This window comes from Stenotrophomonas sp. YAU14A_MKIMI4_1, from assembly GCF_003086855.1.
Classification (GTDB): domain Bacteria; phylum Pseudomonadota; class Gammaproteobacteria; order Xanthomonadales; family Xanthomonadaceae; genus Stenotrophomonas.
Window position 1 is genome coordinate 1,730,924 of sequence record NZ_CP025998.1, and the last position, 24,738, is coordinate 1,755,661.

Here is a 24,738-nt window from a genome sequence, read left to right on the forward strand (position 1 = left end):
CATGAACACCCATCAGAACAAGATTGCCCTGGTTACCGGTGCCACCCGCGGCATCGGCCTGGAAACCGTGCGCCAGCTGGCGCAGGCCGGCGTGCACACGCTGCTGGCCGGTCGCAAGCGCGAAACGGCGGTGGAACAGGCGTTGCAGCTGCAGTCCGAAGGCCTGCCGGTGGAAGCCATCCAGTTGGACGTGACCGATGCGGCCAGCATTGCCGAAGCCGCCGAACAGGTGCGCCAGCGCCACGGTCGCCTGGACATCCTGGTGAACAACGCCGGCATCATGATCGAAAACCCGGCGCAGGCACCGTCCGAGCAGTCGCTCGATACCTGGCGCCGCACCTTCGACACCAACGTATATGCGCTGGTGGCCGTTACCCAGGCCTTCCTGCCGCTGGTCAAGCAGGCCAAGTCGGGCCGCATCGTCAACGTGTCCAGCATGCTCGGCTCGCAGACCCTGCATGCCGACCCGAACTCGGGCATCTACGATTTCAAGATTCCCGCCTACAACGCCTCCAAGGCGGCGGTGAACAGCTGGACCCTGGCCCTGGCCTACGAGCTGCGCAACACGCCGATCAAGGTCAACACCGTGCACCCCGGTTACGTGAAGACCGACATGAACGGTGGCAACGGCGAAATCGAAATCAGCGAAGGCGCCCGTTCCAGCGTGGAAATGGCGCTGATCGGCGAAGCCGGCGCCAGCGGCAGCTTCACCTACCTGGGCGAGGTGCTGCCGTGGTGATCCGTACCTTGGCCGCCGCCGTGTCCAGCCTGGTGCTGGCCGGCTGCGTGACCGTCGGCCCCAACTACAAGGCACCGGTGCAGGAACCGGTAGCCCTGCAGAGCGCGCAGCAGACGGTGTTCAGCACGGCCGCGCCAGTGGCCAGCTGGTGGGCGCAGTTCGACGATCCGGTGCTGGAAGAGCTGGTGCACGGCGCCCTGTCGGACAACCTGGACCTGCGCGTGGCCGTGGCCCGCGTCAGCCAGGCTCGCGCAGTGTTCGTGGAAAGCCGCTTCGACCAGGCCCCGCATGTCACCGCCGGTGGCAGCTACGACCGCCGCAAGCAGCCCGATGCACAACAGGGTGGCGAGCGGGTGTTCAGCGAAAGCTACCAGCTCGGCTTCGATGCCGGCTGGGAACTGGATCTGTTCGGCCGCAAGCGCCGCGCCGCCGAAGCCGCACGTGCCGACCTGGGTGCCGAGCAGGCCAACCTGGCCGACGCGCAGGTGCTGGTGGCGGCCGAAGTGGCGCGCAACTACTTCGAACTGCGTGGCACCCAGAAGCGCATCGCGGTGGCCCAGCACACGCTGGAAAACCTGCGCGATACGCAGAAGCTGACCGAAGCGCGCTGGGAACTGGGCGCTGGCAGTGAACTGGACGTGCAGAGCAGCCGCGCGCGCCTGAAGGCGATCGAGGCTGACATTCCGCTGCTGGAAGTAGCCGAAGCACAGTCGCGCAACCGTCTGGCCGTGCTGCTGGGCCAGCGCCCGGAAGTGCTGACCGCGATGCTGGCCCCGCATGACGTGCCGGCATTCGCCAAGGCGCTGCCGCTGGGCGATACCCGCGAGCTGCTGCGCCAGCGTGCCGACGTGCGCATGGCCGAACGCCGTCTGGCCGCTGCCACCGCGCGGGTAGGCGTGGCCACCGCCGATCTGTTCCCGCGCCTGTCGCTGTCCGGCTTCGTTGGTTTCCTCGGCGGCGATGCCAGCGGCCTGGTCAACGGCAACAACAAGGCGTGGTCGCTCACCCCGTCGATCAGCTGGGCCGCGTTCGACTTCGGCACGGTAAAGGCGCGCCTGCGTGCCAGCAAGGCCGAAGCCGAAGGCGTGGCGGCGCAGTACGAACAGGCCGTGCTGCTGGCCCTGGAAGACACCGAAAACGCGCTGACCCGCTATTCCAAGCAGCAGGCGCGTCTGGCCATCGTGGTCGAGCAGGCGAAGGCGGCACGACGTGCCGAATCGCTGGCGCAGATCCGCTTCCGCGAAGGTTCGGAAGACTTCCTGACCCTGCTGGATGCGCAGCGCACCCAGTTGGCCGCCGACGATGCCCTGGCTGCGGCCGAGGCGGAAGTGAATGTCAGTGTGGTCGGTGTCTACAAGGCACTTGGCGGTTGGGGCCAGGCGCCGCAGCCGGCGGTGGCCAGCCGCTGACAGCAGGCGAGGGCATCACGTCGTATCCAGCGTGGCTGGCGGCGTGATGCCCGCGCACTGCACGGGCTGGCGGCAACGCCTGTCGGTGCCATGTCGTTTCTGACTCTGCCGGAATCTGCCTGCGCGGTGTACCTAGTGGGACACCCCCCAGCAAGGACCGGCGATGCGTGACGAGAAGCGATCCACCCAGCGGATGCTGTTTGGCGATCCCGGCCTGCCTGGGGCAGGGCTGTCGGTGGCGGTGGTGGTGCTGATGGTGCTGGCCGCGCTGACCGGCGCCGTGGGTTTCATGCGCCTGCCCGATTCCATGCTCGGCGTCGGCCTGATCTGCGTGGCCCTGTTCCTGGCGGTGGCCGCACGCATCTTCCAGGCGCGCGACCAGCACCAGGCCCTGTTCCGTCTGCTGGACAAGCGCCCCCCGCCGTGAGCAGGGGGCGTATCGGTCAGGGTGTCGGCCAGTCCAGTTCCACCACCAGCGGGAAGTGGTCCGACGGCAGCACGCCGCCGATGCGGCGGTCGTCGGTGGTGAAGCTGCGGGCGTGGAAGCCGCGCACCAGCACCCAGTCCAGCTGCGTGGTGGCCGTGCCGGTGAAATCATGGAAGGTCTTGCGCGGCCCCTTCGGTGCGGCCACCTGGGTGCGGGTGTCCTGCAGCACGCGGGTGAAGGTCTGGTAGGTGCCGCTGCCCGGTTCGCTGTTGAAGTCGCCGGTCAGCACCACCGGCAGATCCGCCGGCAGGCCGGCCACGCGCTGGGCGATCAGCTCGGCGCCCTTCTGCCGGCGCGGCTCATCCTCGTCGCGGTAGGGCAGGTGGGTGTCCATGAAGTAGAAGCGGCGGCCGTCGTCCAGGCGGCGGAACAGCGCCCAGGTGACCATGCGCGGGTACAGGTTGCCCCAGGTGATGCTGCCCGCCACGTCCGGGGTGTCCGACAGCCAGAAGTCGCCGGACTGCTCGATCGCCAGCACCTTGCTGTCGTAGAACACGCCCATGTGCTCGTCGCCGTCGCCGCCGCGGCGGCCCTTGCCGAACCAGCGGTAGCCCGGCAGATGCTCGGCCAGGTAGCTGGCCTGTTCCGGCACCAGTTCCTGGGTGCCGATCACCGCCGGGTGGGCCTCCAGGATGACCTTGACCATTGCATCGCGGCGGTCCGGCCAGCGCTTGCCCGGCTCGGTATCGGCCGGCGTGCGCACATTGAACGACATCACTTTCAGGGGGGCCGGGCTGGCAGCCCAGGCGGCGGCCGGCAGGGCCAGGGCCAACAGCGCGCAGAGCGCGGTGCGGCGGACGTGCTGCAACATCGTGGAATCCCTCCATTCCATGAAAACGATTCCAGAGGATCGCACGGATGGCACCCCGCGGATATGCCGGGTGTGGCCGCTGGCGGCCGGCAGGGGCCTCAGTCGCGTGGGGCGTCGTGCGCCTGCATGTCCTCGTGCAGGATGCGCCGCAGCTCGACGATGGCCGGTGTCGCTTCCTGCACGCTGTGGCCGGACACGATCACCTTTTCAGACTGCGCATGCGGCAGGTGCGAGCTCCAGTAGGGCACCAGGCCATCGCTGCTGTCCTGCAGCGGGCCCTGCGCGCTGGAGCGGGCAATGATGGAGTGGTAGCGCACCTTCGGCGCCATCGGCAGGTCGGCCACCGCCTTGATGAACGCATCGTCCTTGTCCAGGTTCTGGATGCTGTTCATGCGGTAACCGTGCTTGTCATCGTTGCGTTCGATCTGGCCGTCGTTGGCCAGGCTGGCCACGTCTTCCAGCACGGTCAACGGCAGGCGCACGAACTTGCCGATCCATCGGCCCAGGCGCGTGCCGGCCACATCGGTGCCACGGTGCGGGGTGGCGATGAACACCACCCGCGAGATTTCCGGTTCCGGCTGGAAGTTCAGCAGCGGTGCGCCGCGCGTGCGCAGCAGCTCGCGCTGCACCGGCGACATCTGCGCAGTGTCCAGCAGGGTCTGCACCAGATGGTCGCCAGACGAGGAAACCAACAGCCGCGAGATCACCCCGCCCATGCTGTGCGCGACCACCACCATGTCGTGCGAAGCCACATCCTTGCCGGCCGGATCGAAGTGCGCCAGCACATCGTCCAGCGTGTGGCGGATCGCATCATGGCTGAGCGCGATCGGCATGTTGGTGGGGTAATAGAACTGCCAGATCTGGAAGTCGCGACGGATCTCTTCGTCGCGCATCAGTTCGTTGGCCACGTTCACCCACGCTTCCGGGCTGCTGGCCAGGCCGTGGATCATCAGCAGCACGCGCCGGTCCGGGTCGAACGGCTGCATCATGAACAGATGCGGGCGCTCGATGCCGCCCTTGCCACCGAACAGCGAGCGCAACGACTGCCGGCTGAAATTGGACCGCGCCAGCCACAGCGCATAGCCGGCGGTGAAGTTGGCCGCCAGCGGCACCTGTTCGCCGTGCAGCTGTACTTCGGACACCTGGTAGGGGTCGTGGATTTCCAGCGTAGGCGCGTTGTCGTGCAGCACTTCCCACAGGTTGGCGCCGGCAAAGCGTAGCAGCACCGTCATCGACGGCGAGGGCATCTCGCTCCAGTCGCGCACGGTGGCGGCAGCAGCCTGCGGGCTGCCCGGCGCTGGCGCCGGCGCCGCAGCAGGCTGCTCGCTGGGGTCGGCCATCACCGCCACCAGCTCCGCACCGAAGCCATCGCGGCGGTGCACGCTGCGCAGGGTGCCAGTGAAGGACATCGACGCGGCCGGCACCAGCTCGACCAGTTGCCGGCCGTCCTGGGTAGCACCGTCGGCATCGGGGGCCAGCACGAAGGTCCACGGCCCCACCTGCAGGCGCGAACGGTCGCTGCCGGCGTCGCCGCGCGAATACACCTCGAACAGCATCACCGAGGCTTCCTGCACGGCCAGGTTGTAGTAATCGCGCACCTGGGTCTGGCGGTCTTCGAAGCCGCGCTGGTTGGCGGTGCGCTCGGTGAAGAACAGATACGCGTAGGCCTGGCGGGCCACCTGCATCCATGCATCCAGGCGTGGCTGGAAGCCGGCATCGAGCGGGGCCAGCGGCTGCGTCGGCGTCGCCGCACGTGCCGCGGCCGGGGATTCGCGCTTGGGCGCGGGCAGGCTCATCGCATACTGCAGCCACAGCTCGGCCAGGCTGGAACGCTTGTCCTCCTCGCGCACCACGATGCTGGCTTCCATCGCCTCGATGCAGGCCGATCCCGGCTTGGCACACGCGGTTTCATCCAGCCCGGCCACGCGCAGGGTTTCCCACGTGGCCGCACTCAGCTTGCCGCTGGTCAGGATGTCACCGCGCTTCAGCGCGATGTACTGGCCCGGGGTGACCGTGCCCACCTGCACCGACGGGCCGAACTGGCGCAGCGTGGCGCAGCCGCTCAGCAGCAGCAGGGCGGTGGCGGCCAGCGCCATGTGGCGAACGACGGTGAAACCCGGTAATGCCATGCGGTCCTCCTGCGCAGTGGCGCCACTCTAGCCGGAGCGGCGTCAACGCGGAAGAAAGTGGCGGCGTGTGTGACACTGCGGGCCTTGCGCTGACGCCTGGGGAAGCCGATGCACCTGCTGGAAACCCGCATTCCGCCCCCGCTGGTCATGCTGCTGTGCGGCCTGGCGGGGTGGGCGCTGGACGGCCTGCTGCCCGGGTGGCCACTGCCTGTGCCGGCCTGGGCAGCGGTTTCCATCGGCGTGCTGGGCCTGCTGTTGAACCTGCTGCCGAAGTGGACCTTCGGCCGCGTGCGCACCACGGTGAATCCCCTGCGGCCGGCGTCGACCACGGTGCTGGTGACCAGCGGCATCTATCGCTACAGCCGCAACCCCATGTACCTGGGCCAGGCGCTGGTGCTGCTGGGCGCGATGCTGCTGCTGCGCAACGCGCTGGCGCTGCTGGTGGTGCCGTTGTTCGTGGCGTGGATCACCCGCCTGCAGATCGTGCCGGAAGAGCGCGCGCTGGCCGCGCGCTTTGGTGCCCGCTACGCGGCATTCCGCAGCCAGGTGCGGCGCTGGATGTAGGCGCCGTGCCGCGCAGGGTTACGGGGAGATCTGGCAGCTGACCGCGGCCGAATAGCCCTCGTAATCGTCGGCCGCGCCCACGTGCTGGGTGTGGCGTGCATCGACCTTGCGGATGTAGGACGGCGCTTCGGTGTCGGCATCATCGTTCACCGTGGTGACCGACAGGCTGCGGCCAACCTGCGCGGCGGTGATGCCCTGCAGGTACACGTGGATGCTCTTCTGCCCGCCGGCAATCACGCTGACATCGGCACTGGTCACGCTGCCGCCCAGCAGCGCCACCTTGCCGCCCTTGGGCTGGAACACGCCGCCCGGCACCGGGGTCAGCCCCGCTGCGCGCAGCGCCTGTTCGGCCTGGGCGTGGGTGAAATCGGAACCGGGCCGGCAGGCCAGCAGGGTTTCCAGGGCGGCGGTGGGCTTGGCGGCGGGCGCGGCGGTGGCTGTGGTGGTGGTGGCGACAGTGGCCAGGGCGAGCAGCAGGGCGGGCAGGTGGAGGTTCATTGCAGATCCTTCTGGGGTGGCCGGGCAGGGCGTGTGGCCGTTGGTTCTGCAGTGTGCGGCAGGTGCGGGTGGGCTGTCACCGCGGGGAGGGACGCGGAAACAAAAAAGCCGGAACCCCTTGCTAGGAGATCCGGCTTCTTGCGGCCTCGACAGGCCATACAGATGGTGGAGGTGGGCGGAATTGAACCGCCGTCCGAAGGCACTCCATCCCCAGCACTACATGCTTAGCTCACCGTTGGATCTCGCCCCCGAGCAGCACGGTGTGCAAAGCGCACCCGGGGACCAGCCTGTTGTGTTCTAGTGCCGGACTGACAGGCAGCCGCCCAGCGCGATTCCATGATAGTGACTCTACACCGCGAGCATGGACACAAGCGGTTTCGAGGCTTAGGCCTTAAGCGGCCAGAGCGTAGTTGTCGTCGTTGGCAACTAGAGTTTTGCAGCTGGATTTACGAGGAAAGCTACCCCCTCGGCATGCGCCAGGCGACTTCACAACCCCCGTCGAAACCAATGCACCCCCGGTTTCTACAGTGCTGCAAGGTACAAGGCCGATTCCGTGTTGCCACGGCACAGGCCTGCCCAACGCCCGTAATGCTACGGCAAAATTGCTGAACCGTCACCTTTGCCGGTTTTTCAATCCGCAACAGGTTGTAGAGCCTTTGTCATAGCGGATTGCTAACTTCCCGGGCACGAAATTGCGACACACTGGCAGCGACCATCCGAGCCAGGATCGACACGGAGACAGTGGGTGACCGAAGCCAAGCAACAGCGCAGCCTGCGACAACTGGTCGGGCCGGTAGGCGCCGACTATCAGCGCCGGGCGGTGCCGCCGGCCTGGGTGTGGGCGGTCATGGCGATGCTGCTGGCGGCCACCTGGCTGAGTGAGTTGCCGGCCACGGCCGCGGCGGCGCTGGTGGCCAGTGCGGTGGTGGTGCATTGGCCGCAGCGCGGGCGCACGCACTGGCTGGGCTGGCGGTTGCCGGCGCTGGCCGTGCTGGCGGCCCTGCTGTGGGGGCCGGACGTGCTGGCGCAATGGTTCGAACACGGGCTGGCGCTGACCCTGATGTCGCTGGCCAGCCTGAGCATGGGCGTGCATGTGTGGCAGTCGCGGCAGACCGCGCGGCAGCTGCAGGGTGCGGCCGATGCCCTGGACGATGCGCAGCTGATGTCGCTGCTGCCGGCCGACGCGGCGCGCCTGGCCCAGCAGTGGCGCGCCGGCGATGACCGCCATGCGCCGGAACTGGCGGTGGTGATGCACCTGGCGGTGATGCATGCGGCGCTGGCGCCGCGCCTGGGCGGGCGGGGCATGCTGGCCGGTTGACCGGGGCGGGGGGTAGAGTCGAGCTTGCTCGACTGCTCCACGCCCTGGGTAGAGTCGAGCTTGCTCGACTGATCGGTCCGCCACAGTCGAGCAAGCTCGACTCTACGAAGCCAGGCAACAGCAGTCGAGCAAGCTCGACTCTACGACGCGAGGCAACAGCAGTCGAGCAAGCTCGACTCTACCAAGCAGGGCAGCCGAGCATGGCTCGGCTCTACCGGTGCGGGGTGGTGCTTTACGCGTCGCGGTTGCCGCGGCGCATCACGCGCTGCTTTTCGATGGCCCAGTCGCGGTCCTTGGCGGCATCGCGCTTGTCGTGGGTCTGCTTGCCCTTGGCCAGCGCCACTTCCAGCTTGATCTTGTTCTTGCTCCAGTACATGGCGGTGGGCACGATCGTGTAGCCATCGCGCTCGACCTTGCCGACCAGCTTGTCGATCTCGCTCCGGTGCAGCAGCAGCTTGCGCTCGCGGCGGTCGTTGGCCACCACGTGGGTGGAGGCCTGGATCAACGGGGTGATCTGCGCGCCGATCAGGAAGATCTCGCCCTGCTTCACGTACGCGTAGGCGTCGATGATGTTGCCGCGCCCGGCGCGGATCGACTTCACCTCCCAGCCCTGCAGGGCCAGGCCCGCCTCGAAGCGCTCTTCGATGTGGTACTCGTGGCGGGCACGCTTGTTCAACGCGATGGTCTTGTTGGCCGTCGCGTTCTTTGCTTTATCCTTGCCGCTGTTCTTGCTCATTTCCGTATTGTCTCCGATTCGGGCCCGCCCGGTCGATTGCCGAGACGTTCCTTCTTTATGCCTACTATCCGCCGCAGCGCCCTGGTCGAACATTCCTCCGCCCGCATGTTCGATCTCGTCAACGACGTGCAGGCCTATCCGCGCCGCTTCCGCTGGTGTTCCGATGCCCGCATCCTGGAACAGGGCGAGGACCGGCTGGTGGCCCGCCTGGACCTGGGCCTGGGCTCGTTCAGCACCTGGTTCCAGACCGAAAACACCCTGCAGCGCCCGCACAGCATTGATATGCAGCTGCGCGACGGCCCGTTCAAGCAGCTGCACGGCCGCTGGGAGTTCCATGCCCTGGCCGAGGATGCCTGCAAGGTGACCCTGACCCTGGAATTCGAGCCCAGCTCACGCCTGCTGGGGCCGGCGCTGGCCATCGGCTTCCAGGGGCTGGCCGATCGCATGGTCAACGATTTCGTGCGCGTGGCCGACGAGGGCTGAGCGATGATCGAGGTCGAGGTGGTGCTGGCCTGGCCGCAGCGCGTGCTGGCGCGCCGGCTGCAGCTGGAAGAGGGCGCCACCGTGGCCGATGCGGTCGCTGCCGCCGCGCTGGAAGGCAGTGCCGACTGCCCGGCGCTGGCCGTGCATGGCGTGCTGGCCCGTCCGCAGCAGGTGCTGCACGACGGCGACCGGGTGGAACTGCTGCGCCCGCTGCTGGCCGACCCCAAGGACAACCGGCGCAAGCGCGCACGCGGCGACTGAACCGCGCCACCGCCAGGCGGCGCGGCCAAGCGGGGCTCAGCGGCCCTTCTTCTTGTCCTTCGGCAGGTTGCGGCCGAACTGGCGCACGGTCTGCTGGGCCAGGGCCTTGTCGTTGGCCGGGAAGTAATCGCCTTCCCAACGGGTGACCACGTCGTTTTCGAAGTACACGGTGAAGTTCTTCACTTCGGTACGGCCGAGGCGGTTCACGCGCTCGCTGGAGGTGTAGTCCCAGCGCTGGGCATGGAAGGGATCGGGCACCGAGGGCGTGCCCAGCAGCGCATTCACCTGCTGCTTGCTCTGGCCGACCTGCAGCTTGGCAACGGCGTCCTCGCGGATCAGGTTGCCCTGGTAGATCGGTTGCTTGTAGATGATGCCGCACCCGGTGGTGGACAGAGCGATGGTGGCGACCAGCAGGAGATTGCGCATCGGAAAGGGCGTTTGGGGAAATCGAACCGATGATACACTCCCGGCGTGCCACCGCGACCCAATCCGAGGCAGCTGGCGCTAAATCGCCAATGAACGGAGACCTATGGAAACCCACGACCTGCGCAAAGTCGGCCTGAAGGTGACCCATCCGCGGATGCGGATCCTGGCGCTGCTCGAGCAGCGCAATGCCCAGCACCACATGACCGCCGAAGACATCTACCGCCAGCTGCTGGAGCACGGCGACGAGATCGGCCTGGCCACGGTGTACCGGGTGCTGACCCAGTTCGAGGCCGCCGGCCTGGTACTGAAGCACAACTTCGAAGGCGGCCAGGCCGTCTACGAGCTGGATCGCGGCGGCCACCACGACCACATGGTCGATGTGGACAGCGGCAAGATCATCGAGTTCGAAAGCCACGAAATCGAAGAGCTGCAGCGCAAGATCGCGGCCGAGCATGGCTACGAGCTGGAAGAGCATTCGCTGGTGCTGTACGTGCGCAAGAAGCGCAAGTAACGGTTTCCCGCCTGCTGAGATGTGCGAAGACCCCGGGCCTGGCCCGGGGTTTTTCGTTGCTTACAGTAGATCCACGCCATGCGTGGATGGACCTGTCGACCCCGGGGTCAGATCCCTTTCCGCCAGGAAAGGGCTCTGACCCCCGTCCCCCCATGCGTGGATGGACCTGTCAGAACGCCCAGATCCACCGCCTCGGCCATGGCCCGGTTGCCGGCATCGCCGGGGTGCAGGTGGTCGCCCGAATCGTAGGCTGCGGCCATCCGTGACGGTTGCGCCGGGTCGCGCAGGGCGGCATCCAGGTCGATCACCACATCGAACGGGCTGTCGGTGCGCAGCCAGGCGTTCAGCTGCTGGCGCAGGGCGTCCTTTTCCGGCTGGTAGTAGTCCTGCAGCGGGGTGCCCGGCAGCGCGCCGGCAAATGGCGGCAGGGTGGCGCCGACGATGCGCACGCCGCGCGCATGGGCCCGTCGCGCCAGGGCGCGGTAGCCGGCCTGCAGCTCGGCCAGCGTCGGCCGGGGCTGGTCACGGGCGAACGCGGTGCCCGGCCAACTGATGTCGTTGATGCCGATCAGCACGATCACGCTGGCGGTGCCGGGCAGGTCCAGCACATCGCGCTGGAAGCGGGCGAGGGCGGACAGACCCATGCCATCACGCAGCAGGCGCCCCCCGGAGATTCCCGCATTGACCACGGCCACCCCGTGCGGCGCCAGGCGCGCGGCCAGATGGTCGGTCCAGCGCTGGTCGGCGTCCAGGCTGGCGGTGGCCCCGTCGGTGATCGAATCGCCGATCACCACCACGCTGCGTGCCGCGGACGGGGCCGCGACCTCGATGCCGCTGACGAACAGGCGCGCGGTGGTGGTGCTGGCGCCGTGCAGGGCGCTGGCCAGACTCTGGTCACCGGGGGTGATCCAGCTGGTCTGCCGGCCGTCCCAGTGGAAGGTCTGCAGCGGCGTCGGTCCAGCTACGTACACGCTCACCTGCAGTGCCTGCTGATCGGCGGTGGTCAGTGGCAGCGGGTCGCTCAACCGGTCCTGGCCGGGGCCGATCACGACGTCGGGTTGCCCATCGAAGGCCAGCGGCAACGGCGTCGCACCGGGCTGGCTGGCCACGCTGGCCCGGTCGATCCGCAGCGGCTGGCGGCCGTGGGCATTGCTCAGGCGCACCCGCAGTGCGCTGCCGCCCAGGCTCAGGCGCAGTGTCTGGCGGAAGGTCTGGTCGTGCAGGCTGGCCGGAATGAGGGTGGGGAACAGGAAGTCCTCGCCCCAGACCGGCTGCGGGCTGGCCTGCCAACTGGCCACCCAATGGGGCTGGGCGGGGCCCGCGTGGGCGGAAAGCGACAGCAGGGCGGCGGCGGCAAGCAGGTAGCGGTGCATGGCGGGCGTCCTCGGAAGGGGCAGCCAGCGTGGCCGTTGCGCCACCTGTGAACTAGACTGCGTACGGACAATCATCTGTGAACAGGATTCACCATGGCGCGCCCCGACATCAACCGATCCGGCGAACTGGAAGTGTTCGTGCGGGTGATCGAGACCGGGGGCTTTTCCGCCGCCGCGCGCAGCCTGGACATGACGCCTTCGGCGGTCAGCAAGCTGGTGGCGCGGCTGGAACAACGGCTGGGCACGCGCCTGCTGCAGCGCTCCACCCGGCAACTGCAGTTGACCCCGGAGGGCTGCAGCTTCTACGAGCGCGGCCTGCGCGTGCTGGCCGACCTGGAAGAGGCCGAACGCTGCGCCAGTGCACACGCCGAACCGCGCGGGCGGCTGCGGCTGAATTCCAACGTGCCGTTCGGGCGCCATTTCCTGCTGCCGCTGCTGCCGGCGTTCCTGCAGGCACACCCGCAGGTGGGGGTGGACCTGAGCCTGAATGACGAGGTGATCGATCTGCTGGAACAGCGCACCGATGTGGCCGTGCGCGCCGGCCCGCTGAAGAGCTCCAGCCTGGTGGCGCGGCAGCTGGGCGCGACGCGGATGATGATCGTGGCGGCGCCGTCCTATGCGGCCCGCCACGGCCTGCCTGCCGACGCCGATGCGTTGCTGTCACACAACCGGCTGGACATCGGCCATGCGCGGACGCTGCAGGGCTGGCCGCTGCTGCACGACGGCCAGCAGGTGCGGGTGCCGACCCAGGGCAACCTGCGCGCCAGCAATGGCGACGCGCTGCGCCAGCTGGTGCTGGGCGGTCTGGGCATGGCGCGGCTGGCGGCCTTCCAGGTACGCGACGACCTGGCTGCCGGGCGTCTGCTGCCGGTGCTGGAAGAGGCCAACCCCGGCGATCTGGAAGAAGTGCACGCCGTGTTCGTGGGGCAGGGCGGCTACCTGCCGCTGCGGGTGCGCGCGCTGCTGGATTTCCTGGTGGAACACGTGGATCTGGCCAAACCCTTGGCCTGACCCGACGCTCGGTAGATCCACGCCATGCGTGGATGATCCCGGTAGATCCACGCCATGTGTGGATGATCCCAGTAGATCCACGCCATGCGTGGATGATCCCGGTAGATCCACGCCATGCGTGGATGATCCCGGTAGATCTACGCCATGCGTGGATGATCCCAGTAGATCCACGCCATGCGTGGATGATCCCAGTAGATCCACGCCATGCGTGGATGTGTGCGCTCAGCCGAGCAAGCTCGACGCGACCAACAGCTTGCGCGCCGCCGCGCGTGCTTCCTTGCTCACTTCCACCCCGCCCAGCATGCGCGCCAGTTCTTCCTCGCGGGCCTTGTTGTCCAGCTTCTCCACCGCGCTCTGGGTCATGCCTTCCACCGGCGCCTTGCTGACCCGGTAATGGGCGTGGCCCTTGGAAGCGACCTGGGGCAGATGGGTAACGCACAGCACCTGGCGCTTCTCGCCCAGTGCGCGCAGCTTCTGGCCGACGATGTCGGCCACGGCGCCGCCAATGCCCGAATCCACTTCGTCGAACACCATGGTCGGCACGGCGTCCAGATCCAGCGCGGCCACTTCGATGGCCAGCGAGATGCGCGACAGTTCACCACCGGAGGCCACCTTGCGCAGGGCGCGCGGCGGCTGGCCGGCGTTGGCGGCAACCAGGAATTCGACGCGCTCGGCGCCCTGCGGGTCGGGCTTGCCGGCGTCCTGCGGTTCCAGTTCGATCAGGAACTGGCCGCCGCCCATGCCCAGCTCGGCAATGATGCCGGTGGTGGTGGCCGACAGTTCCGCAGCGGCCTTGCGCCGGCTGGCGGTCAGTACCTCGGCCTGCACCCGCCAGGCGGCCACGGCCTTGTCGATCTCGCCGGCCAGGCGCTGCAGGCGCTCATCGGCGCCACGCAGCTGTTCCACTTCGGCATGCATGCGCTCGCGCTGCGCGCCCAGCTCGTCCATCGGCACGCGGTGCTTGCGCGCCAGGTCGTGCAGGCGGCCCAGGCGGCGCTCGTTCTCTTCGAACTGTTCCGGATCGGCGTCCAGGTCGTCGTGTACCCGGTCCAGCAGCGACAAGGCTTCGTGCAGCTGGATCGAGGCGTTCTCGATCAGACCGTCCACCTCGCCCAGGCGCGCGTCGTGTTCGATCAGGCGCGACAGGTCGTGGCGCACCTGCTGCAGCAGGTCCAGCGCGGAACTGCCGTCGTCGCCGTTGAGCTGGTTGCTGGCGGCCTGGCAGGCGGTCAGCAGGGCGCTGGCATGGGCCTGGCGCCGGTGGCTGGCGCCCAGGGCGGCAATCGATTCCGGTTCCAGATCCTCGCGGTCCAGCTCGCGCAGCTGGTGTTCCAGGAAGCCGATGCGGTCACTCACGTCGCCCTGTTGCGACAGCGCCAGCGATTCGTCCACCAGCGCCTGCCAGGCAGCGGCGGTACGGCGCACCTGGCGGCGGGCCTCTTCGTTGTTGGCGAAGGCGTCCAGCAGGGCCAGCTGCGACGGCCGCGCCAGCAGCGCCTGCTGCTCGTGCTGGCCATGGATTTCCACCAGGTGCGCGGCCAGATCGCCCAGCTGCGCCAGGGTGACCGGGCGGCCGTTGATCCAGGCCCGCGAGCCGCCATCGGCGCGGATGACCCGGCGCAGCTGGCATTGCTCGTCATCGTCCAGCTCGTTGTCGGCCAGCCATTGGCGCGCGGCCTGCAGCTGGTCCAGGGCGAATTCGGCCGACAGCTCGGCGCGGGCGGCGCCGTGGCGGACCACGCCGCTGTCGGCGCGCAGGCCGGACAGGAAGCCCAGTGCGTCGACCATCAGCGACTTGCCGGCGCCGGTCTCGCCTGAAACGACGGTCATGCCGGGCCCGAATTCCAGTTCGGTGGCGCGGACGACGGCGAAATCCTTGATCGAAAGATGTCTGAGCATGGGTAATGGGGTGTCTGCAGCCGCGCAACGCTAGCACGCGCGGCGGGGTGGTCCAATGACTTGCCAAGGCGACGCACCGCCATTATCTAGTGTCCGTGTCTCACAGGTTGATTCCATGCACGGTTCCGCTGACCAGCTTGCCCCGCGTGCGCGCCATCTGCTGCGCACGCTCATCGCGCGTTACATCCAGGACGGTGAGCCGGTGGGCTCGCAGACACTGGCGCGCGTGGCCGGGCTGGAAGTCAGTCCGGCCACCATCCGCAACATCCTGGGCGACCTGGAAGACCTGGGCCTGCTGGCCTCGCCGCATACCTCGGCCGGGCGCATTCCAACCGCCCATGGCTACCGGGTGTTCGTCGACAGCCTGCTGCAGATGCAGCCGCCGGGCGAGGGCGAGCTGGCCCGCCTGCGCCTGGAACTGGCCGGCGGCGGCAGCACCCAGGCCCTGCTGGGCAGCGCTTCGGAGCTGCTGTCGGCCATGAGCCATTTCGTCGGCGTGGTCAGTGCCCCGCGGCGCGAGCAGTTCGCCTTCCGGCAGATCGATTTCGTGGCCCTGGACGGGCGCCGGGTGCTGGCCATCCTGGTGTTTGCCGACAATGAAGTGCAGAACCGGGTGATCGAGACCCGCCAGGACTTCGCCCCGGGCCAGCTGGAGCAGGTCGCCAATTACCTGAACGCGCACTTCGCCGGCCTGCCGCTGGCCGAGATCCGCACCCGCCTGCTGCTGGAGCTGCGCGATGCCCGTTCCGAGCTGGAACAGCTGCTGGCGCACAGCATCGAGCTGGCCGAGCAGGCCCTGCAGCCGCCGGCCGACGACATGCTGGTGGCCGGGCAGACCCGGCTGATGGGGGTGCAGGACCTGTCCGACCTGGAGCGGCTGCGCGAGCTGTTCGAGCTGTTTTCCAGCAAGCGCGAGATCCTGCAGTTGCTGGAACGGACCATCCAGGCCCCGGGCGTGCGCATCTTCATTGGCGAAGAGACCGGCATGATGCCGCTGCAGGGCGTGTCGCTGGTCACCGCGCCCTATACCGCCAACGGCCAGGTACTGGGCGTGCTGGGGGTGATCGGGCCCAAGCGCATGGCCTACGACCGCATGATTCCGCTGGTGCAGGCCACCGCCGACGTGCTGGGCGCGGCCTTTTCGCCGTCCGGGCGCACCCCGGGCACATCCGACGCTTGAAACGCAGCATCCCGCCCACACTAGGGTGGGTGGAGGCGGGCTGTGACCGCCAGGGACCCAGACATGAACCACGAAAACCCCGATATCGAATCCCAGCAGAGCGCGGCCGATGCAGCGGCTGCGGCCGGCGTGAGTGACGAAACCGAGCGCCTGCGCGCCGAGATCGAGCAGATCAAGGCCGACGCCCTGCGTGAACGCGCCGATCTGGACAACCAGCGCAAGCGTGTGGCCCGCGACATCGAGCAGGCCCGCAAGTTCGCCAACGAAAAGCTGCTGGGCGAGCTGCTGCCGGTGTTCGACAGCCTGGATGCCGGCCTGAAGGCCGCTGGCGATGACGCCCATCCGCTGCGCGAGGGCCTGGAGCTGACCTACAAGCAGCTGCTGAAGGTCGCCGCCGACAATGGCCTGGTCCTGCTGGACCCGACCGGCCAGCCGTTCAACCCGGAACACCACCAGGCCATCAGCCAGGTGCCGACCCCCGGCGCCGCCCCCGGCAGCGTGGTCACCGTGTTCCAGAAGGGCTACCTGCTGAACGAGCGCCTGCTGCGGCCGGCGCTGGTGGTGGTGGCCGCCGACTGACCCGGCGTCCCGGGCGAACGGCCGCCGGGCATGGCCCGGCGCTGCCCGCCCCCGCAATGTTTTCCAGGCGCTGAACACAGCGTTCGGGGGATGGCTTGAATGTTCCACGAGCCTCCCCCACATCCCATTCATCCACCGGCACAACGGCCGGACTGAACCCAACAAGCATTCTTCAGGAGTCTCCCCCATGGGCAAGATCATTGGTATCGACCTCGGCACCACCAACTCGTGCGTGGCGATCATGGACGGCGGCAAGGCCCGCGTCATCGAGAATTCGGAAGGCGATCGCACCACCCCGTCGATCGTCGCCTACACCAAGGACGGCGAAGTGCTGGTCGGTGCCTCGGCCAAGCGCCAGGCCGTGACCAACCCCAAGAACACCTTCTACGCGGTGAAGCGCCTGATCGGCCGCAAGTTCACCGACGCCGAAGTGCAGAAGGACATCGCCCACGTCCCGTACAGCATCCTGGCCCATGACAATGGCGATGCCTGGGTGGCCACCAGCGACGGCAAGAAGATGGCCCCGCAGGAAATCTCGGCCAAGGTGCTGGAAAAGATGAAGAAGACCGCCGAGGACTTCCTCGGTGAGAAGGTCACCGAAGCGGTCATCACCGTGCCGGCCTACTTCAACGACAGCCAGCGCCAGGCGACCAAGGACGCCGGCCGCATCGCCGGTCTGGACGTCAAGCGCATCATCAACGAGCCGACCGCGGCCGCGCTGGCCTATGGCCTGGACAAGGGTGACAACAAGGATCGCAAGATCGTGGTGTACGACCTGGGCGGCGGCACCTTCGACGTCTCGGTGATCGAAATCGCCAACGTCGATGGTGAAAAGCAGTTCGAAGTGCTGGCCACCAACGGCGACACCTTCCTGGGCGGCGAAGACTTCGACAACCGCGTCATCGAGTACCTGGTTGAAGAGTTCAACAAGGACCAGGGCATCGACCTGCGCAAGGATCCGCTGGCCCTGCAGCGCCTGAAGGACGCCGCCGAGCGCGCCAAGATCGAGCTGTCCAGCGCCCAGCAGACCGAAGTGAACCTGCCGTACGTCACGGCCGACGCCTCCGGTCCGAAGCACCTGAACATCAAGCTGACCCGCGCCAAGCTGGAAGCGCTGGTGGAAGACCTGATCAAGAAGTCGATCGAGCCGTGCCGCGTGGCCCTGAACGATGCCGGCCTGCGTTCGAGCGACATCAGTGAAGTGATCCTGGTCGGTGGCCAGACCCGCATGCCGAAGGTGCAGCAGGCGGTGACCGAGTTCTTCGGCAAGGAACCGCGCAAGGACGTCAACCCGGACGAAGCCGTGGCACTGGGTGCGGCGATCCAGGGCGGCGTGCTGGGCGGCGACGTGAAGGACGTGCTGCTGCTGGACGTGACCCCGCTGTCGCTGGGCATCGAAACCATGGGCGGCGTGTTCACCAAGATCATCGAAAAGAACACCACCATCCCGACCAAGGCTTCGCAGGTGTTCTCCACCGCCGAGGACAATCAGTCGGCCGTGACCGTGCACGTGCTGCAGGGTGAGCGCGAACAGGCCCGCTTCAACAAGTCGCTGGCCAAGTTCGACCTGTCCGGCATCGAGCCGGCCCCGCGCGGCCTGCCGCAGGTGGAAGTGTCCTTCGACATCGACGCCAACGGCATCCTGCACGTGTCGGCCAAGGACAAGAAGACCAACAAGGAACAGAAGGTCGAGATCAAGGCCGGTTCGGGTCTGTCCGAGGAAGAAATCGCGCGCATGGTGGCCGATGCCGAAGCCAACCGCGAAGAAGACAAGAAGTTCCAGGAACTGGTGCAGGCCCGTAACCAGGCCGATGCCCTGATCCACGGCACACGCAGCGCCATCACCGAACACGGCAGCAAGGTGGGCGGCGATGTCATCGGCAAGGTGGAAGCGGCCCTGGCCGATCTGGAAACCGCGATGAAGGGCGACGACAAGGCACAGATCGAAGCCAAGTCGAAGGTGCTGGAAGAAGCCGGCCAGGCGCTGTTCGCTGCTGCTTCGGCTGACCAGGGCGGTGCCCCGGGTGCCGACGCCGGCAATGCAGGCAAGGCGCAGGATGACGTGGTGGACGCCGAGTTCACCGAAGTCAAGGACGACAAGAAGTCCTGATCCGGACCGACACGGGGCGCTGCCTGGCAGCGTCCCGTTGTCGCATCAGGGTCCTGACCGCCACCCGGCGTGTCGGGGCGCCCGACGCAAGAGCGGACCTGGTTCCGCTCTTCCGCTTTGACGAATCCCGACTTTCCGGAAGCTGATTCACCCTATGAGCAAGCGCGATTACTACGAAGTGCTGGGCGTTGCCCGCACCGCCACCGACGAAGAGCTGAAGAAGGCCTACCGTCGTTGCGCGATGAAATTCCATCCGGACCGCAACCCGGGTGATGCGGCGGCCGAAGCCTCCTTCAAGGAGTGCAAGGAAGCCTACGAAACGCTGTCCGACGGCAACAAGCGCCGCATGTACGATGCCCACGGCCACGCCGCGTTCGAGCACGGCATGGGCGGTGGCGGTGGTCCGGGCGGCCCGGACATGAACGATATCTTCGGCGATATCTTCGGCAATATTTTCGGTGGCGGCGGTGCGGGCCCGCGCCAGGCCCGTCGCGGTGCCGACATCGGCTACGTGATGGAGCTGGACCTGGAAGAAGCGGTGCGTGGCGTCGAGCGCCGCATCGAGATTCCGACCCTGGCCGAGTGCGGCGACTGCGATGGCAGTGGCTCGGAAGACGGCAAGGTCGAGACCTGCAACGTCTGCCATGGCCGTGGCCAGGTGCGCATCCAGCGCGGCATCTTCGCCATGCAGCAGGCCTGCCACAACTGCAACGGCCGCGGCCAGATCATCGCCAAGCCGTGCAAGACCTGCCACGGCAACGGCCGGGTGGAAGAAGACAAGGTGCTGTCGGTGAAGGTGCCGGCCGGCGTCGATACCGGTGACCGTATCCGTCTGTCCGGCGAAGGCGAAGCCGGTCCGGCCGGTACGCCGCCGGGCGACCTGTACGTGGAAGTGCGCGTGCGCGAGCATGCGATCTTCCAGCGCGACGGCGACGACCTGCACTGCGAAGTGCCGATCCGCATTTCGCAGGCCGCGCTGGGCGATACCGTGCGCGTGGCCACCCTGGGCGGCGAAGCGGAAATCCGCATTCCGGCCGAAACCCAGACCGGCAAGCTGTTCCGCCTGCGCGGCAAGGGCGTGCGTTCGGTGCGCAGCCGCAGCGAAGGCGACCTGTACTGCCGCGTGGTGGTGGAAACCCCGGTGAACCTGACCGCCGACCAGCGCAAGCTGCTGGAGCAGTTCGAGGCAACCTTCAACGGCGAAGACGCGCGCAAGCACTCGCCGAAGTCGGCCACCTTCATGGACGGCGTCAAGGGCTTCTGGGACCGGATGACGTCCTGAGATTTCACCGCAGACGGTGAACGGTAGCGCCGGGCCATGCCCGGCGTTTCTGTTTGTGGACATCGCACGCATTCCGCCGGGCATGGCCCGGCGCTACCAGGGGACTGTTCTCAGGTAGATCCACGCCATGCGTGGATGTGGTTCGAGGAATCAACGGAAAAACGCCGCCGGCGTCTGCCCCAGCTGCCGCTTGAACATGCTGGTGAACGCGCTGGGGCTGTCATAGCCCATCGCCAGCGCCACATCGATCACCTTTTCGCCCACCGCCAGGCGCTCCATCGCCGCCAGCAGGCGGGCCTGCTGCCGCCATTGGCCGAAGGTCATGCCCAGCTCGCTGGCGAAATGGCGCTGGATGGTTTTCACGTCCACCGCCAGCGCCTGCGCCCAGTCCTGCAGCGTGGCCTCGTCGCCGGGGTGCTTCTGGATGTGTTGGCAGATGCGCTGCAGGCGCGGGTCGGCCGGCGTTGGCAGGTGCAGCGGCAGCACATCCATGCGATGCAGTTCGTCCAGCAGCAGGCGCACCACGCGGCCGTCGCGGCTGTCGTCTTCGTGCTCGCCCTGGATCTGGCTGGCCGCGTGCAGCAGTTCGCGCAGCAGTGGCGCCACCTGCACCGCGAACGGTTCGGTGGCCAGCTGCGGGGCGAAGGCAGGATCGATATACAGGCTGCGCATGTGCACATCGGCAATGCAGTCCACCCCGTGCGCCATGCCGGCCGGCATCCAGATCGCGCGGGTGGACGGTACCACCCAGCGGCCCACTTCCGAGCGCACCACCATCAGGCCCGACATGGCATAGACCAGCTGGTGGCGGCGATGCCGGTGCGGCGACACCCGGGTGCCGGCGGGATAGTCCTTCACCCGGCAGGTCACCGGCCGGTGGCCGGGCACCTCGTTCCAGGGCGCGGACTCCCGGATCGCGCAGGGGGTGTCCTTTTTGCGATATGGCATGACCAGAACGCGGCGGAAGGGAAGGGACGGGCACCGTAGCATGCGTGGCTCGCCCCATCCTGACTGCGCACCATGTCCAGCCTGGCTTCCCCGGTTCCACGCACCCGCAGCACGTCCCCGGGCGTGCTGGCGGCGATTTCCACCTCCCACGTGGTCAACGACATGATGCAGTCGCTGATCCTGGCCATCTATCCGGTCATCAAGGGCGGTTTCAACCTCAGCTTCACCCAGATCGGCCTGATCACGCTCACCTATCAGCTGACTGCGTCGATCTTCCAGCCGCTGGTGGGCCTGGCCACCGACCGCAAGCCGGCGCCGTATTCGCTGCCGATCGGCATGGCCTCGACCCTGTGCGGCATGCTGCTGCTGGGTTTCGCACCGAACTACGCCATGGTGCTGCTGGCCGCGGCGCTGGTGGGCGTCGGCTCGGCCATCTTCCACCCGGAAGCCTCACGCATCGCGCGCCTGGCTTCGGGCGGCCGCCATGGCTTCGCGCAATCGGTGTTCCAGGTCGGCGGCAATTTCGGCACCGCGCTGGGCCCGCTGATCGCCGCGGCGGTGATCGTGCCGTACGGCCAGCACGCCGCCTCGTGGTTTGCCGGCGCGGCGCTGATCGGCATTGCCCTGCTGACCTATGTCAGCCGCTGGTACGCGCTGCACCTGGGTACGCCGCGGCCGGCCGGGCAGGGCCCGGTCGCCCCGCGTCATCCCCGGCGCACGGTGGCGCGGGTGATGGCCATCCTGCTGGTGCTGATCTTCAGCAAGTACTTCTACATGGCCAGCATCGGCAGCTACTTCACCTTCTATCTGATCCACCATTTCGGAATTCCGGTGGCGCAGGCGCAGCTGCATCTGTTCGCGTTCCTGGTGGCATCGGCGGCGGGTGGCTTCCTGGGCGGGCCGCTGGGTGACCGCATTGGCCGCAAGCCGATCATCTGGGCCTCGATCCTGGGCGTGGCGCCGTTCGCGCTGGCGTTGCCGCATGCCGATCTGTTGTGGACCACGGTGCTGGCGGTGCTGATCGGTTTCGTGCTGTCGTCGGCGTTCTCGGCCATCGTGGTCTATGCGCAGGAAATGATGCCGCACCGGATCGGCATGGTGTCGGGGTTGTTCTTCGGTTTTGCCTTCGGCATGGGCGGGCTGGGTGCGGCGGTGCTGGGCCTGCTGGCGGACAAGACCAGCATTGAGTTCGTCTACCAGTTGACCGCGTTCCTGCCGCTGCTGGGCATTGTTGCCGCCTGGCTGCCACCGTCGCGGCCGGCTGCACACTGAGGGGGAGGGTTGTTTGCAGGGCTTGCAGCCCTGCACCTGCTTGGAGCAACGTCAACGTCAAAAGCGGGCATTCCGTGGGATGGCGGGGTGGGTCCGGTTGAGGGGGACGCTGCAAGTACGTCCCTGTAAGCTCGGTCGCCGCATCCATGCGGCTCACGCCCCCTCAACCGGACCCACCCCGCCTTCGACAGTTTCCTGCGATCTGTCGGAACCACACGGGGTCGGATCCCGTTGCTGCGCAACGGGCTCCGACCCCATTTTGAATGTCGATATTTGACAGGTTTCATCCACGCATGGCGTGGATCTACTGTGTCGACCAAGGTCGACACCTACCAACAGCCGCGCGTCTTAGTAGATCCACGCCATGCGTGGATGAATTCCTTCGATATCCGATAGATGCGCCGACCAACAGCACGCGGAATGTGTGAGAGGTGGGGCGGTGTGGGTGGGCAGGACCGCAGGCGCCATGGATGGCGCCTACGAGCCTCCATGGATGGATTCACGGCGTGTCCTGCCCACCCACACCGCCCCGCCATCCCCCGGAATGCTGCTGTTGCTATTGCTATTGCTGTTGCTTTGGCTGTTGCTTTGGCTGTTGCCGTTGCTTTGAAGCAGGTGCAGGGCTGCAAGCCCTGCCGAAAACTCCCTTGGGCGTAGAATGCGGGGATGAGCGAATCCCTCGAAAACCACTTGCTCCACGGTCGTCGCCAGCGGCCCGACGGGCCCTCGCCGATCGACGTCATTTCAGTCCAGTCGCAACTGGTCTACGGCCACGCCGGCAACAGCGCCGCGGTGCCGCCGATGCGTGCGCTGGGCCTTCGCGTGGCCGAAGTGCCGACCGTCCTGCTCAGCAACGCGCCGTTCTACGACACCACCCGCGGCCGCGTGCTGCCCGCTGACTGGTTCGCCGACCTGCTGCAAGGTGCCGCCGAACGTGGCCTGCCGCAACGGGCGAAGATGCTGGTCTCGGGCTACTTCGGCAGCGCCGCCAATGGCGCGGCGTTCGCCGACTGGCTGGACACCCTGCTGCCCGCCTGCCCGCAACTGCGCTACTGCCTGGACCCGGTGATCGGCGATACCCATACCGGTCCCTACGTGGAGCCGGGGCTGGAAGCCATCTTCGCCGAACGGCTGCTGCCGCACGCCTGGCTGGTCACGCCCAATGCCTTCGAGCTGAATCGCTTGACCGGCATGCCCGCGCTGGCCGAGGCCGATGCCATTGCCGCCGCGCGCACGCTGCTTGATCGCGGCCCGCACTGGGTGATCGCGCACAGCGTTGGCGGCAACCCGGGCGAACTGGTCACCCTGGCCGTGGGCCGCGAGGAAACCTGGCGTTGGACCTCGCCGCTGCTGCCGGTGGATGTGGCCGGCACCGGCGATGTGCTGATGGCCCTGGTCGTGTCGTTCCTGCTGCGTGGGGAATCGATCCAGCAGGCGATCTCGCGTGCCGTGGCCGGCACCCATGCGGCGCTGGAGGCGACGCTGGCGCAGGGCTTCGAGGAGTTCGATGTGATTGCCGCGGCCCCGGCGGCGCTGGCCGACGGCGCCCGCTTCCAGGCCGAACGGCTGGCATGACCGCTTCGCAGGCACGCACGCCGCGCACGGTCGGCATCGTTGGCAGCGCCGGCGCCTACGGGCGCTGGCTGACCCGTTTCTTCCAGCAGCACATGCAGCTGCAGGTGATCGGCCATGACCCGGCCGATTCCACCTCACATTCGCCGGAGCAGCTGCTGGCACAGGCCGACGTGCTGGTGTTCTCCGCACCGATCCGGCATACGCCGGCGCTGATCGCCCGCTACGTGGAGCAGTCGGGCGGGCGCGAGGCCGGGCGGCTGTGGCTGGACGTGACCTCGGTGAAGGAAGCACCGGTACAGGCGATGCTGGCCTCGCAGGCCGAGGTGGTCGGGCTGCACCCGATGACCGCGCCGCCGAAGGCGCCCACGCTGAAAGGCCGGGTGATGGTGGTCTGCGAGGCGCGGCTGCAGCAGTGGCAGCCGTGGGTGAATGCGCTGTGCAGCGCCCTTCAGGCCGAGTGCGTGCGCGCCACGCCGCAGCACCACGACCAGATGATGGCGCTGGTGCAGGCGATGGTGCATGCCACCCATCTGGCCCAGGCCGGCGTGCTGCGCGAATACCAGCCGCAGTTGGGTGACCTGGCGGCGATGATGCCGTATCGCTCGGCGTCCTTCGAGCTGGATACGGCGATCATTTCGCGCATCCTGTCGTTGAACCCGTCCATCTACGAGGACATCCAGTTCGGCAACCCGTATGTGGCGCCGATGCTGGAAAAGCTGGTCGGTCATCTGCAGCGCCTGCAGGAGCAGGTGGGGCAGGGCGACGATGCGGCGCGCGGTGCGTTCCGTGAGCAGTCGTTGGCGGCCAACCACGCGGCGTTCGGCGAGCCCGCGCTGGCGGCGGGCAACTACACCTTCGAACGGGTGGGTTACCTGCTGGCCGACCTGACCGAGCGCAACGCGCTGTCGGTACACCTGCCGGAAGACCGCCCCGGTTCACTGCGCGAGCTGCTGAACGTCTTCGAGCAGCATGGCATCAGCCTGGCGTCGATCCATTCCTCGCGCACGCCGGCGGGCGAAGTGCACTTCCGCATCGGCTTCGTGGCCGGCAGTGACGTCGCTGCCATCGCCCTGGCGGCGGTGGACGTGGATGCCAGTGGCATCGGCCGGGTGCTGGCCTAGTCGTATTCATCCACAG

The 24,738-nt window shown here is 67.6% G+C and carries 24 protein-coding genes and 1 other RNA gene; 16 read left to right on the forward strand and 9 right to left on the reverse strand.

Going from position 1 to position 24,738, the window contains the following annotated elements:
- Position 1 precedes the first annotated feature (1 nt).
- The 3 genes from C1931_RS08025 to C1931_RS08035 all read left to right on the forward strand — a co-directional run bounded on the left by C1931_RS08025 (position 2) and on the right by C1931_RS08035 (position 2,575).
- A complete protein-coding gene (locus tag C1931_RS08025; protein ID WP_108755944.1) occupies positions 2 to 739 on the forward strand; it encodes an SDR family oxidoreductase in 738 nt (245 codons plus the stop codon).
- On the forward strand, positions 733 to 2,148 hold the full coding sequence (locus C1931_RS08030) for an efflux transporter outer membrane subunit (protein ID WP_108755945.1): 1,416 nt from the start codon (positions 733 to 735) through the stop codon (positions 2,146 to 2,148). The genes C1931_RS08025 and C1931_RS08030 overlap by 7 nt, the downstream gene beginning before the upstream one ends.
- A gap of 163 nt (positions 2,149 to 2,311) precedes the next feature.
- The gene (locus C1931_RS08035) at positions 2,312 to 2,575 is read left to right on the forward strand and encodes a hypothetical protein (RefSeq protein ID WP_108749314.1); all 264 of its coding nucleotides are present in this window, start codon (positions 2,312 to 2,314) and stop codon (positions 2,573 to 2,575) included.
- A gap of 16 nt (positions 2,576 to 2,591) precedes the next feature.
- On the opposite strand, the gene C1931_RS08040 is transcribed toward C1931_RS08035, so the two are convergent.
- A complete protein-coding gene (locus C1931_RS08040; protein ID WP_108755946.1) occupies positions 2,592 to 3,446 on the reverse strand; it encodes an endonuclease/exonuclease/phosphatase family protein in 855 nt (284 codons plus the stop codon).
- 98 nt (positions 3,447 to 3,544) lie between these two features.
- Complete coding sequence (locus tag C1931_RS08045; protein ID WP_108755947.1) at positions 3,545 to 5,575, reverse strand: alpha/beta fold hydrolase; 2,031 nt, start codon at positions 5,573 to 5,575, stop codon at positions 3,545 to 3,547.
- A gap of 108 nt (positions 5,576 to 5,683) precedes the next feature.
- Here C1931_RS08045 and C1931_RS08050 point away from each other — a divergent pair, with 108 nt between their 5' ends.
- Positions 5,684 to 6,139 (forward strand): methyltransferase, encoded by a 456-nt coding sequence (locus C1931_RS08050; RefSeq protein WP_108755948.1) that lies wholly within the window; start codon positions 5,684 to 5,686, stop codon positions 6,137 to 6,139.
- A gap of 18 nt (positions 6,140 to 6,157) precedes the next feature.
- Here C1931_RS08050 and C1931_RS08055 read toward each other — a convergent pair whose 3' ends face one another.
- Together C1931_RS08055 and ssrA are read right to left on the reverse strand one after the other, a co-directional pair.
- On the reverse strand, positions 6,158 to 6,637 hold the full coding sequence (locus tag C1931_RS08055) for a hypothetical protein (protein WP_234412750.1): 480 nt from the start codon (positions 6,635 to 6,637) through the stop codon (positions 6,158 to 6,160).
- A 163-nt stretch (positions 6,638 to 6,800) separates the two neighbouring features.
- Positions 6,801 to 7,154: a transfer-messenger RNA gene (gene ssrA / locus C1931_RS08060) on the reverse strand.
- 228 nt (positions 7,155 to 7,382) lie between these two features.
- Between ssrA and C1931_RS08065 the strand changes: the two genes are divergently transcribed.
- The gene (locus C1931_RS08065) at positions 7,383 to 7,955 is read left to right on the forward strand and encodes a hypothetical protein (RefSeq protein WP_108755949.1); all 573 of its coding nucleotides are present in this window, start codon (positions 7,383 to 7,385) and stop codon (positions 7,953 to 7,955) included.
- 232 nt (positions 7,956 to 8,187) lie between these two features.
- On the opposite strand, the gene smpB is transcribed toward C1931_RS08065, so the two are convergent.
- Positions 8,188 to 8,691 (reverse strand): SsrA-binding protein SmpB, encoded by a 504-nt coding sequence (gene smpB / locus C1931_RS08070; RefSeq protein ID WP_065722998.1) that lies wholly within the window; start codon positions 8,689 to 8,691, stop codon positions 8,188 to 8,190.
- A gap of 57 nt (positions 8,692 to 8,748) precedes the next feature.
- Between smpB and C1931_RS08075 the strand changes: the two genes are divergently transcribed.
- Both C1931_RS08075 and C1931_RS08080 read left to right on the forward strand, forming a co-directional pair.
- Positions 8,749 to 9,174, forward strand: a complete 426-nt coding sequence (locus tag C1931_RS08075; RefSeq protein ID WP_108749327.1) for a type II toxin-antitoxin system RatA family toxin — start codon at positions 8,749 to 8,751, stop codon at positions 9,172 to 9,174.
- A gap of 3 nt (positions 9,175 to 9,177) precedes the next feature.
- Complete coding sequence (locus tag C1931_RS08080) at positions 9,178 to 9,435, forward strand: RnfH family protein (protein WP_108752817.1); 258 nt, start codon at positions 9,178 to 9,180, stop codon at positions 9,433 to 9,435.
- Positions 9,436 to 9,471: 36 nt separating this feature from the next.
- On the opposite strand, the gene bamE is transcribed toward C1931_RS08080, so the two are convergent.
- Entirely contained in the window at positions 9,472 to 9,861 is a 390-nt protein-coding gene (bamE, locus tag C1931_RS08085) for an outer membrane protein assembly factor BamE (protein ID WP_108749329.1), read from the reverse strand.
- 103 nt (positions 9,862 to 9,964) lie between these two features.
- Between bamE and fur the strand changes: the two genes are divergently transcribed.
- Positions 9,965 to 10,372: a ferric iron uptake transcriptional regulator gene (fur, locus tag C1931_RS08090; protein WP_108749330.1), complete on the forward strand. Its 408-nt coding sequence runs from the start codon at positions 9,965 to 9,967 to the stop codon at positions 10,370 to 10,372.
- A 107-nt stretch (positions 10,373 to 10,479) separates the two neighbouring features.
- On the opposite strand, the gene C1931_RS08095 is transcribed toward fur, so the two are convergent.
- A complete protein-coding gene (locus C1931_RS08095; protein ID WP_108755950.1) occupies positions 10,480 to 11,745 on the reverse strand; it encodes an SGNH/GDSL hydrolase family protein in 1,266 nt (421 codons plus the stop codon).
- 93 nt (positions 11,746 to 11,838) lie between these two features.
- Here C1931_RS08095 and C1931_RS08100 point away from each other — a divergent pair, with 93 nt between their 5' ends.
- Complete coding sequence (locus C1931_RS08100) at positions 11,839 to 12,756, forward strand: LysR family transcriptional regulator (RefSeq protein ID WP_108755951.1); 918 nt, start codon at positions 11,839 to 11,841, stop codon at positions 12,754 to 12,756.
- A 222-nt stretch (positions 12,757 to 12,978) separates the two neighbouring features.
- On the opposite strand, the gene recN is transcribed toward C1931_RS08100, so the two are convergent.
- On the reverse strand, positions 12,979 to 14,655 hold the full coding sequence (recN, locus tag C1931_RS08105) for a DNA repair protein RecN (protein WP_108755952.1): 1,677 nt from the start codon (positions 14,653 to 14,655) through the stop codon (positions 12,979 to 12,981).
- A 115-nt stretch (positions 14,656 to 14,770) separates the two neighbouring features.
- On the opposite strand from recN, the gene hrcA reads away from it, so the two are divergent.
- The 4 genes from hrcA (at position 14,771) to dnaJ (ending at position 19,806) form a co-directional block, all read left to right on the forward strand.
- Positions 14,771 to 15,835 (forward strand): heat-inducible transcriptional repressor HrcA, encoded by a 1,065-nt coding sequence (hrcA, locus tag C1931_RS08110; protein ID WP_108752821.1) that lies wholly within the window; start codon positions 14,771 to 14,773, stop codon positions 15,833 to 15,835.
- Between the two features lie 63 nt (positions 15,836 to 15,898).
- Positions 15,899 to 16,414: a nucleotide exchange factor GrpE gene (gene grpE / locus C1931_RS08115; RefSeq protein WP_108749334.1), complete on the forward strand. Its 516-nt coding sequence runs from the start codon at positions 15,899 to 15,901 to the stop codon at positions 16,412 to 16,414.
- A 187-nt stretch (positions 16,415 to 16,601) separates the two neighbouring features.
- A complete protein-coding gene (gene dnaK / locus C1931_RS08120) occupies positions 16,602 to 18,524 on the forward strand; it encodes a molecular chaperone DnaK (RefSeq protein WP_108749335.1) in 1,923 nt (640 codons plus the stop codon).
- Positions 18,525 to 18,678: 154 nt separating this feature from the next.
- On the forward strand, positions 18,679 to 19,806 hold the full coding sequence (gene dnaJ, locus C1931_RS08125) for a molecular chaperone DnaJ (protein ID WP_108749336.1): 1,128 nt from the start codon (positions 18,679 to 18,681) through the stop codon (positions 19,804 to 19,806).
- A gap of 150 nt (positions 19,807 to 19,956) precedes the next feature.
- On the opposite strand, the gene C1931_RS08130 is transcribed toward dnaJ, so the two are convergent.
- Positions 19,957 to 20,754, reverse strand: a complete 798-nt coding sequence (locus C1931_RS08130; RefSeq protein WP_108752823.1) for a helix-turn-helix transcriptional regulator — start codon at positions 20,752 to 20,754, stop codon at positions 19,957 to 19,959.
- Between the two features lie 72 nt (positions 20,755 to 20,826).
- Between C1931_RS08130 and C1931_RS08135 the strand changes: the two genes are divergently transcribed.
- The 3 genes from C1931_RS08135 (at position 20,827) to C1931_RS08145 (ending at position 24,722) form a co-directional block, all read left to right on the forward strand.
- Positions 20,827 to 22,026, forward strand: coding sequence for an MFS transporter (locus C1931_RS08135; protein WP_108755953.1), 1,200 nt, complete (start codon positions 20,827 to 20,829; stop codon positions 22,024 to 22,026).
- Between the two features lie 666 nt (positions 22,027 to 22,692).
- Positions 22,693 to 23,601, forward strand: coding sequence for a pyridoxal kinase (gene pdxY / locus C1931_RS08140; protein ID WP_108755954.1), 909 nt, complete (start codon positions 22,693 to 22,695; stop codon positions 23,599 to 23,601).
- Positions 23,598 to 24,722, forward strand: coding sequence for a prephenate dehydrogenase (locus C1931_RS08145; protein WP_108755955.1), 1,125 nt, complete (start codon positions 23,598 to 23,600; stop codon positions 24,720 to 24,722). The genes pdxY and C1931_RS08145 overlap by 4 nt, the downstream gene beginning before the upstream one ends.
- The last annotated feature ends 16 nt before the right edge of the window (positions 24,723 to 24,738 follow it).

Coding starts and splice junctions, on each gene's coding strand:
- C1931_RS08135 (WP_108755953.1), top strand. CDS start 20,827: ATGTCCAGCCTGGCTTCCCCGGTTCCACGCACCCGCAGCACGTCCCCG.
- smpB (WP_065722998.1), bottom strand. CDS start 8,691: ATGAGCAAGAACAGCGGCAAGGATAAAGCAAAGAACGCGACGGCCAAC.
- pdxY (WP_108755954.1), top strand. CDS start 22,693: ATGAGCGAATCCCTCGAAAACCACTTGCTCCACGGTCGTCGCCAGCGG.
- C1931_RS08025 (WP_108755944.1), top strand. CDS start 2: ATGAACACCCATCAGAACAAGATTGCCCTGGTTACCGGTGCCACCCGC.
- C1931_RS08045 (WP_108755947.1), bottom strand. CDS start 5,575: ATGGCATTACCGGGTTTCACCGTCGTTCGCCACATGGCGCTGGCCGCC.
- C1931_RS08035 (WP_108749314.1), top strand. CDS start 2,312: ATGCGTGACGAGAAGCGATCCACCCAGCGGATGCTGTTTGGCGATCCC.
- C1931_RS08055 (WP_234412750.1), bottom strand. CDS start 6,637: ATGAACCTCCACCTGCCCGCCCTGCTGCTCGCCCTGGCCACTGTCGCC.
- C1931_RS08040 (WP_108755946.1), bottom strand. CDS start 3,446: ATGTTGCAGCACGTCCGCCGCACCGCGCTCTGCGCGCTGTTGGCCCTG.
- C1931_RS08095 (WP_108755950.1), bottom strand. CDS start 11,745: ATGCACCGCTACCTGCTTGCCGCCGCCGCCCTGCTGTCGCTTTCCGCC.
- C1931_RS08080 (WP_108752817.1), top strand. CDS start 9,178: ATGATCGAGGTCGAGGTGGTGCTGGCCTGGCCGCAGCGCGTGCTGGCG.
- C1931_RS08075 (WP_108749327.1), top strand. CDS start 8,749: ATGCCTACTATCCGCCGCAGCGCCCTGGTCGAACATTCCTCCGCCCGC.
- recN (WP_108755952.1), bottom strand. CDS start 14,655: ATGCTCAGACATCTTTCGATCAAGGATTTCGCCGTCGTCCGCGCCACC.
- fur (WP_108749330.1), top strand. CDS start 9,965: ATGGAAACCCACGACCTGCGCAAAGTCGGCCTGAAGGTGACCCATCCG.
- dnaK (WP_108749335.1), top strand. CDS start 16,602: ATGGGCAAGATCATTGGTATCGACCTCGGCACCACCAACTCGTGCGTG.
- C1931_RS08100 (WP_108755951.1), top strand. CDS start 11,839: ATGGCGCGCCCCGACATCAACCGATCCGGCGAACTGGAAGTGTTCGTG.
- C1931_RS08145 (WP_108755955.1), top strand. CDS start 23,598: ATGACCGCTTCGCAGGCACGCACGCCGCGCACGGTCGGCATCGTTGGC.
- bamE (WP_108749329.1), bottom strand. CDS start 9,861: ATGCGCAATCTCCTGCTGGTCGCCACCATCGCTCTGTCCACCACCGGG.
- dnaJ (WP_108749336.1), top strand. CDS start 18,679: ATGAGCAAGCGCGATTACTACGAAGTGCTGGGCGTTGCCCGCACCGCC.
- C1931_RS08050 (WP_108755948.1), top strand. CDS start 5,684: ATGCACCTGCTGGAAACCCGCATTCCGCCCCCGCTGGTCATGCTGCTG.
- hrcA (WP_108752821.1), top strand. CDS start 14,771: ATGCACGGTTCCGCTGACCAGCTTGCCCCGCGTGCGCGCCATCTGCTG.
- C1931_RS08130 (WP_108752823.1), bottom strand. CDS start 20,754: ATGCCATATCGCAAAAAGGACACCCCCTGCGCGATCCGGGAGTCCGCG.
- grpE (WP_108749334.1), top strand. CDS start 15,899: ATGAACCACGAAAACCCCGATATCGAATCCCAGCAGAGCGCGGCCGAT.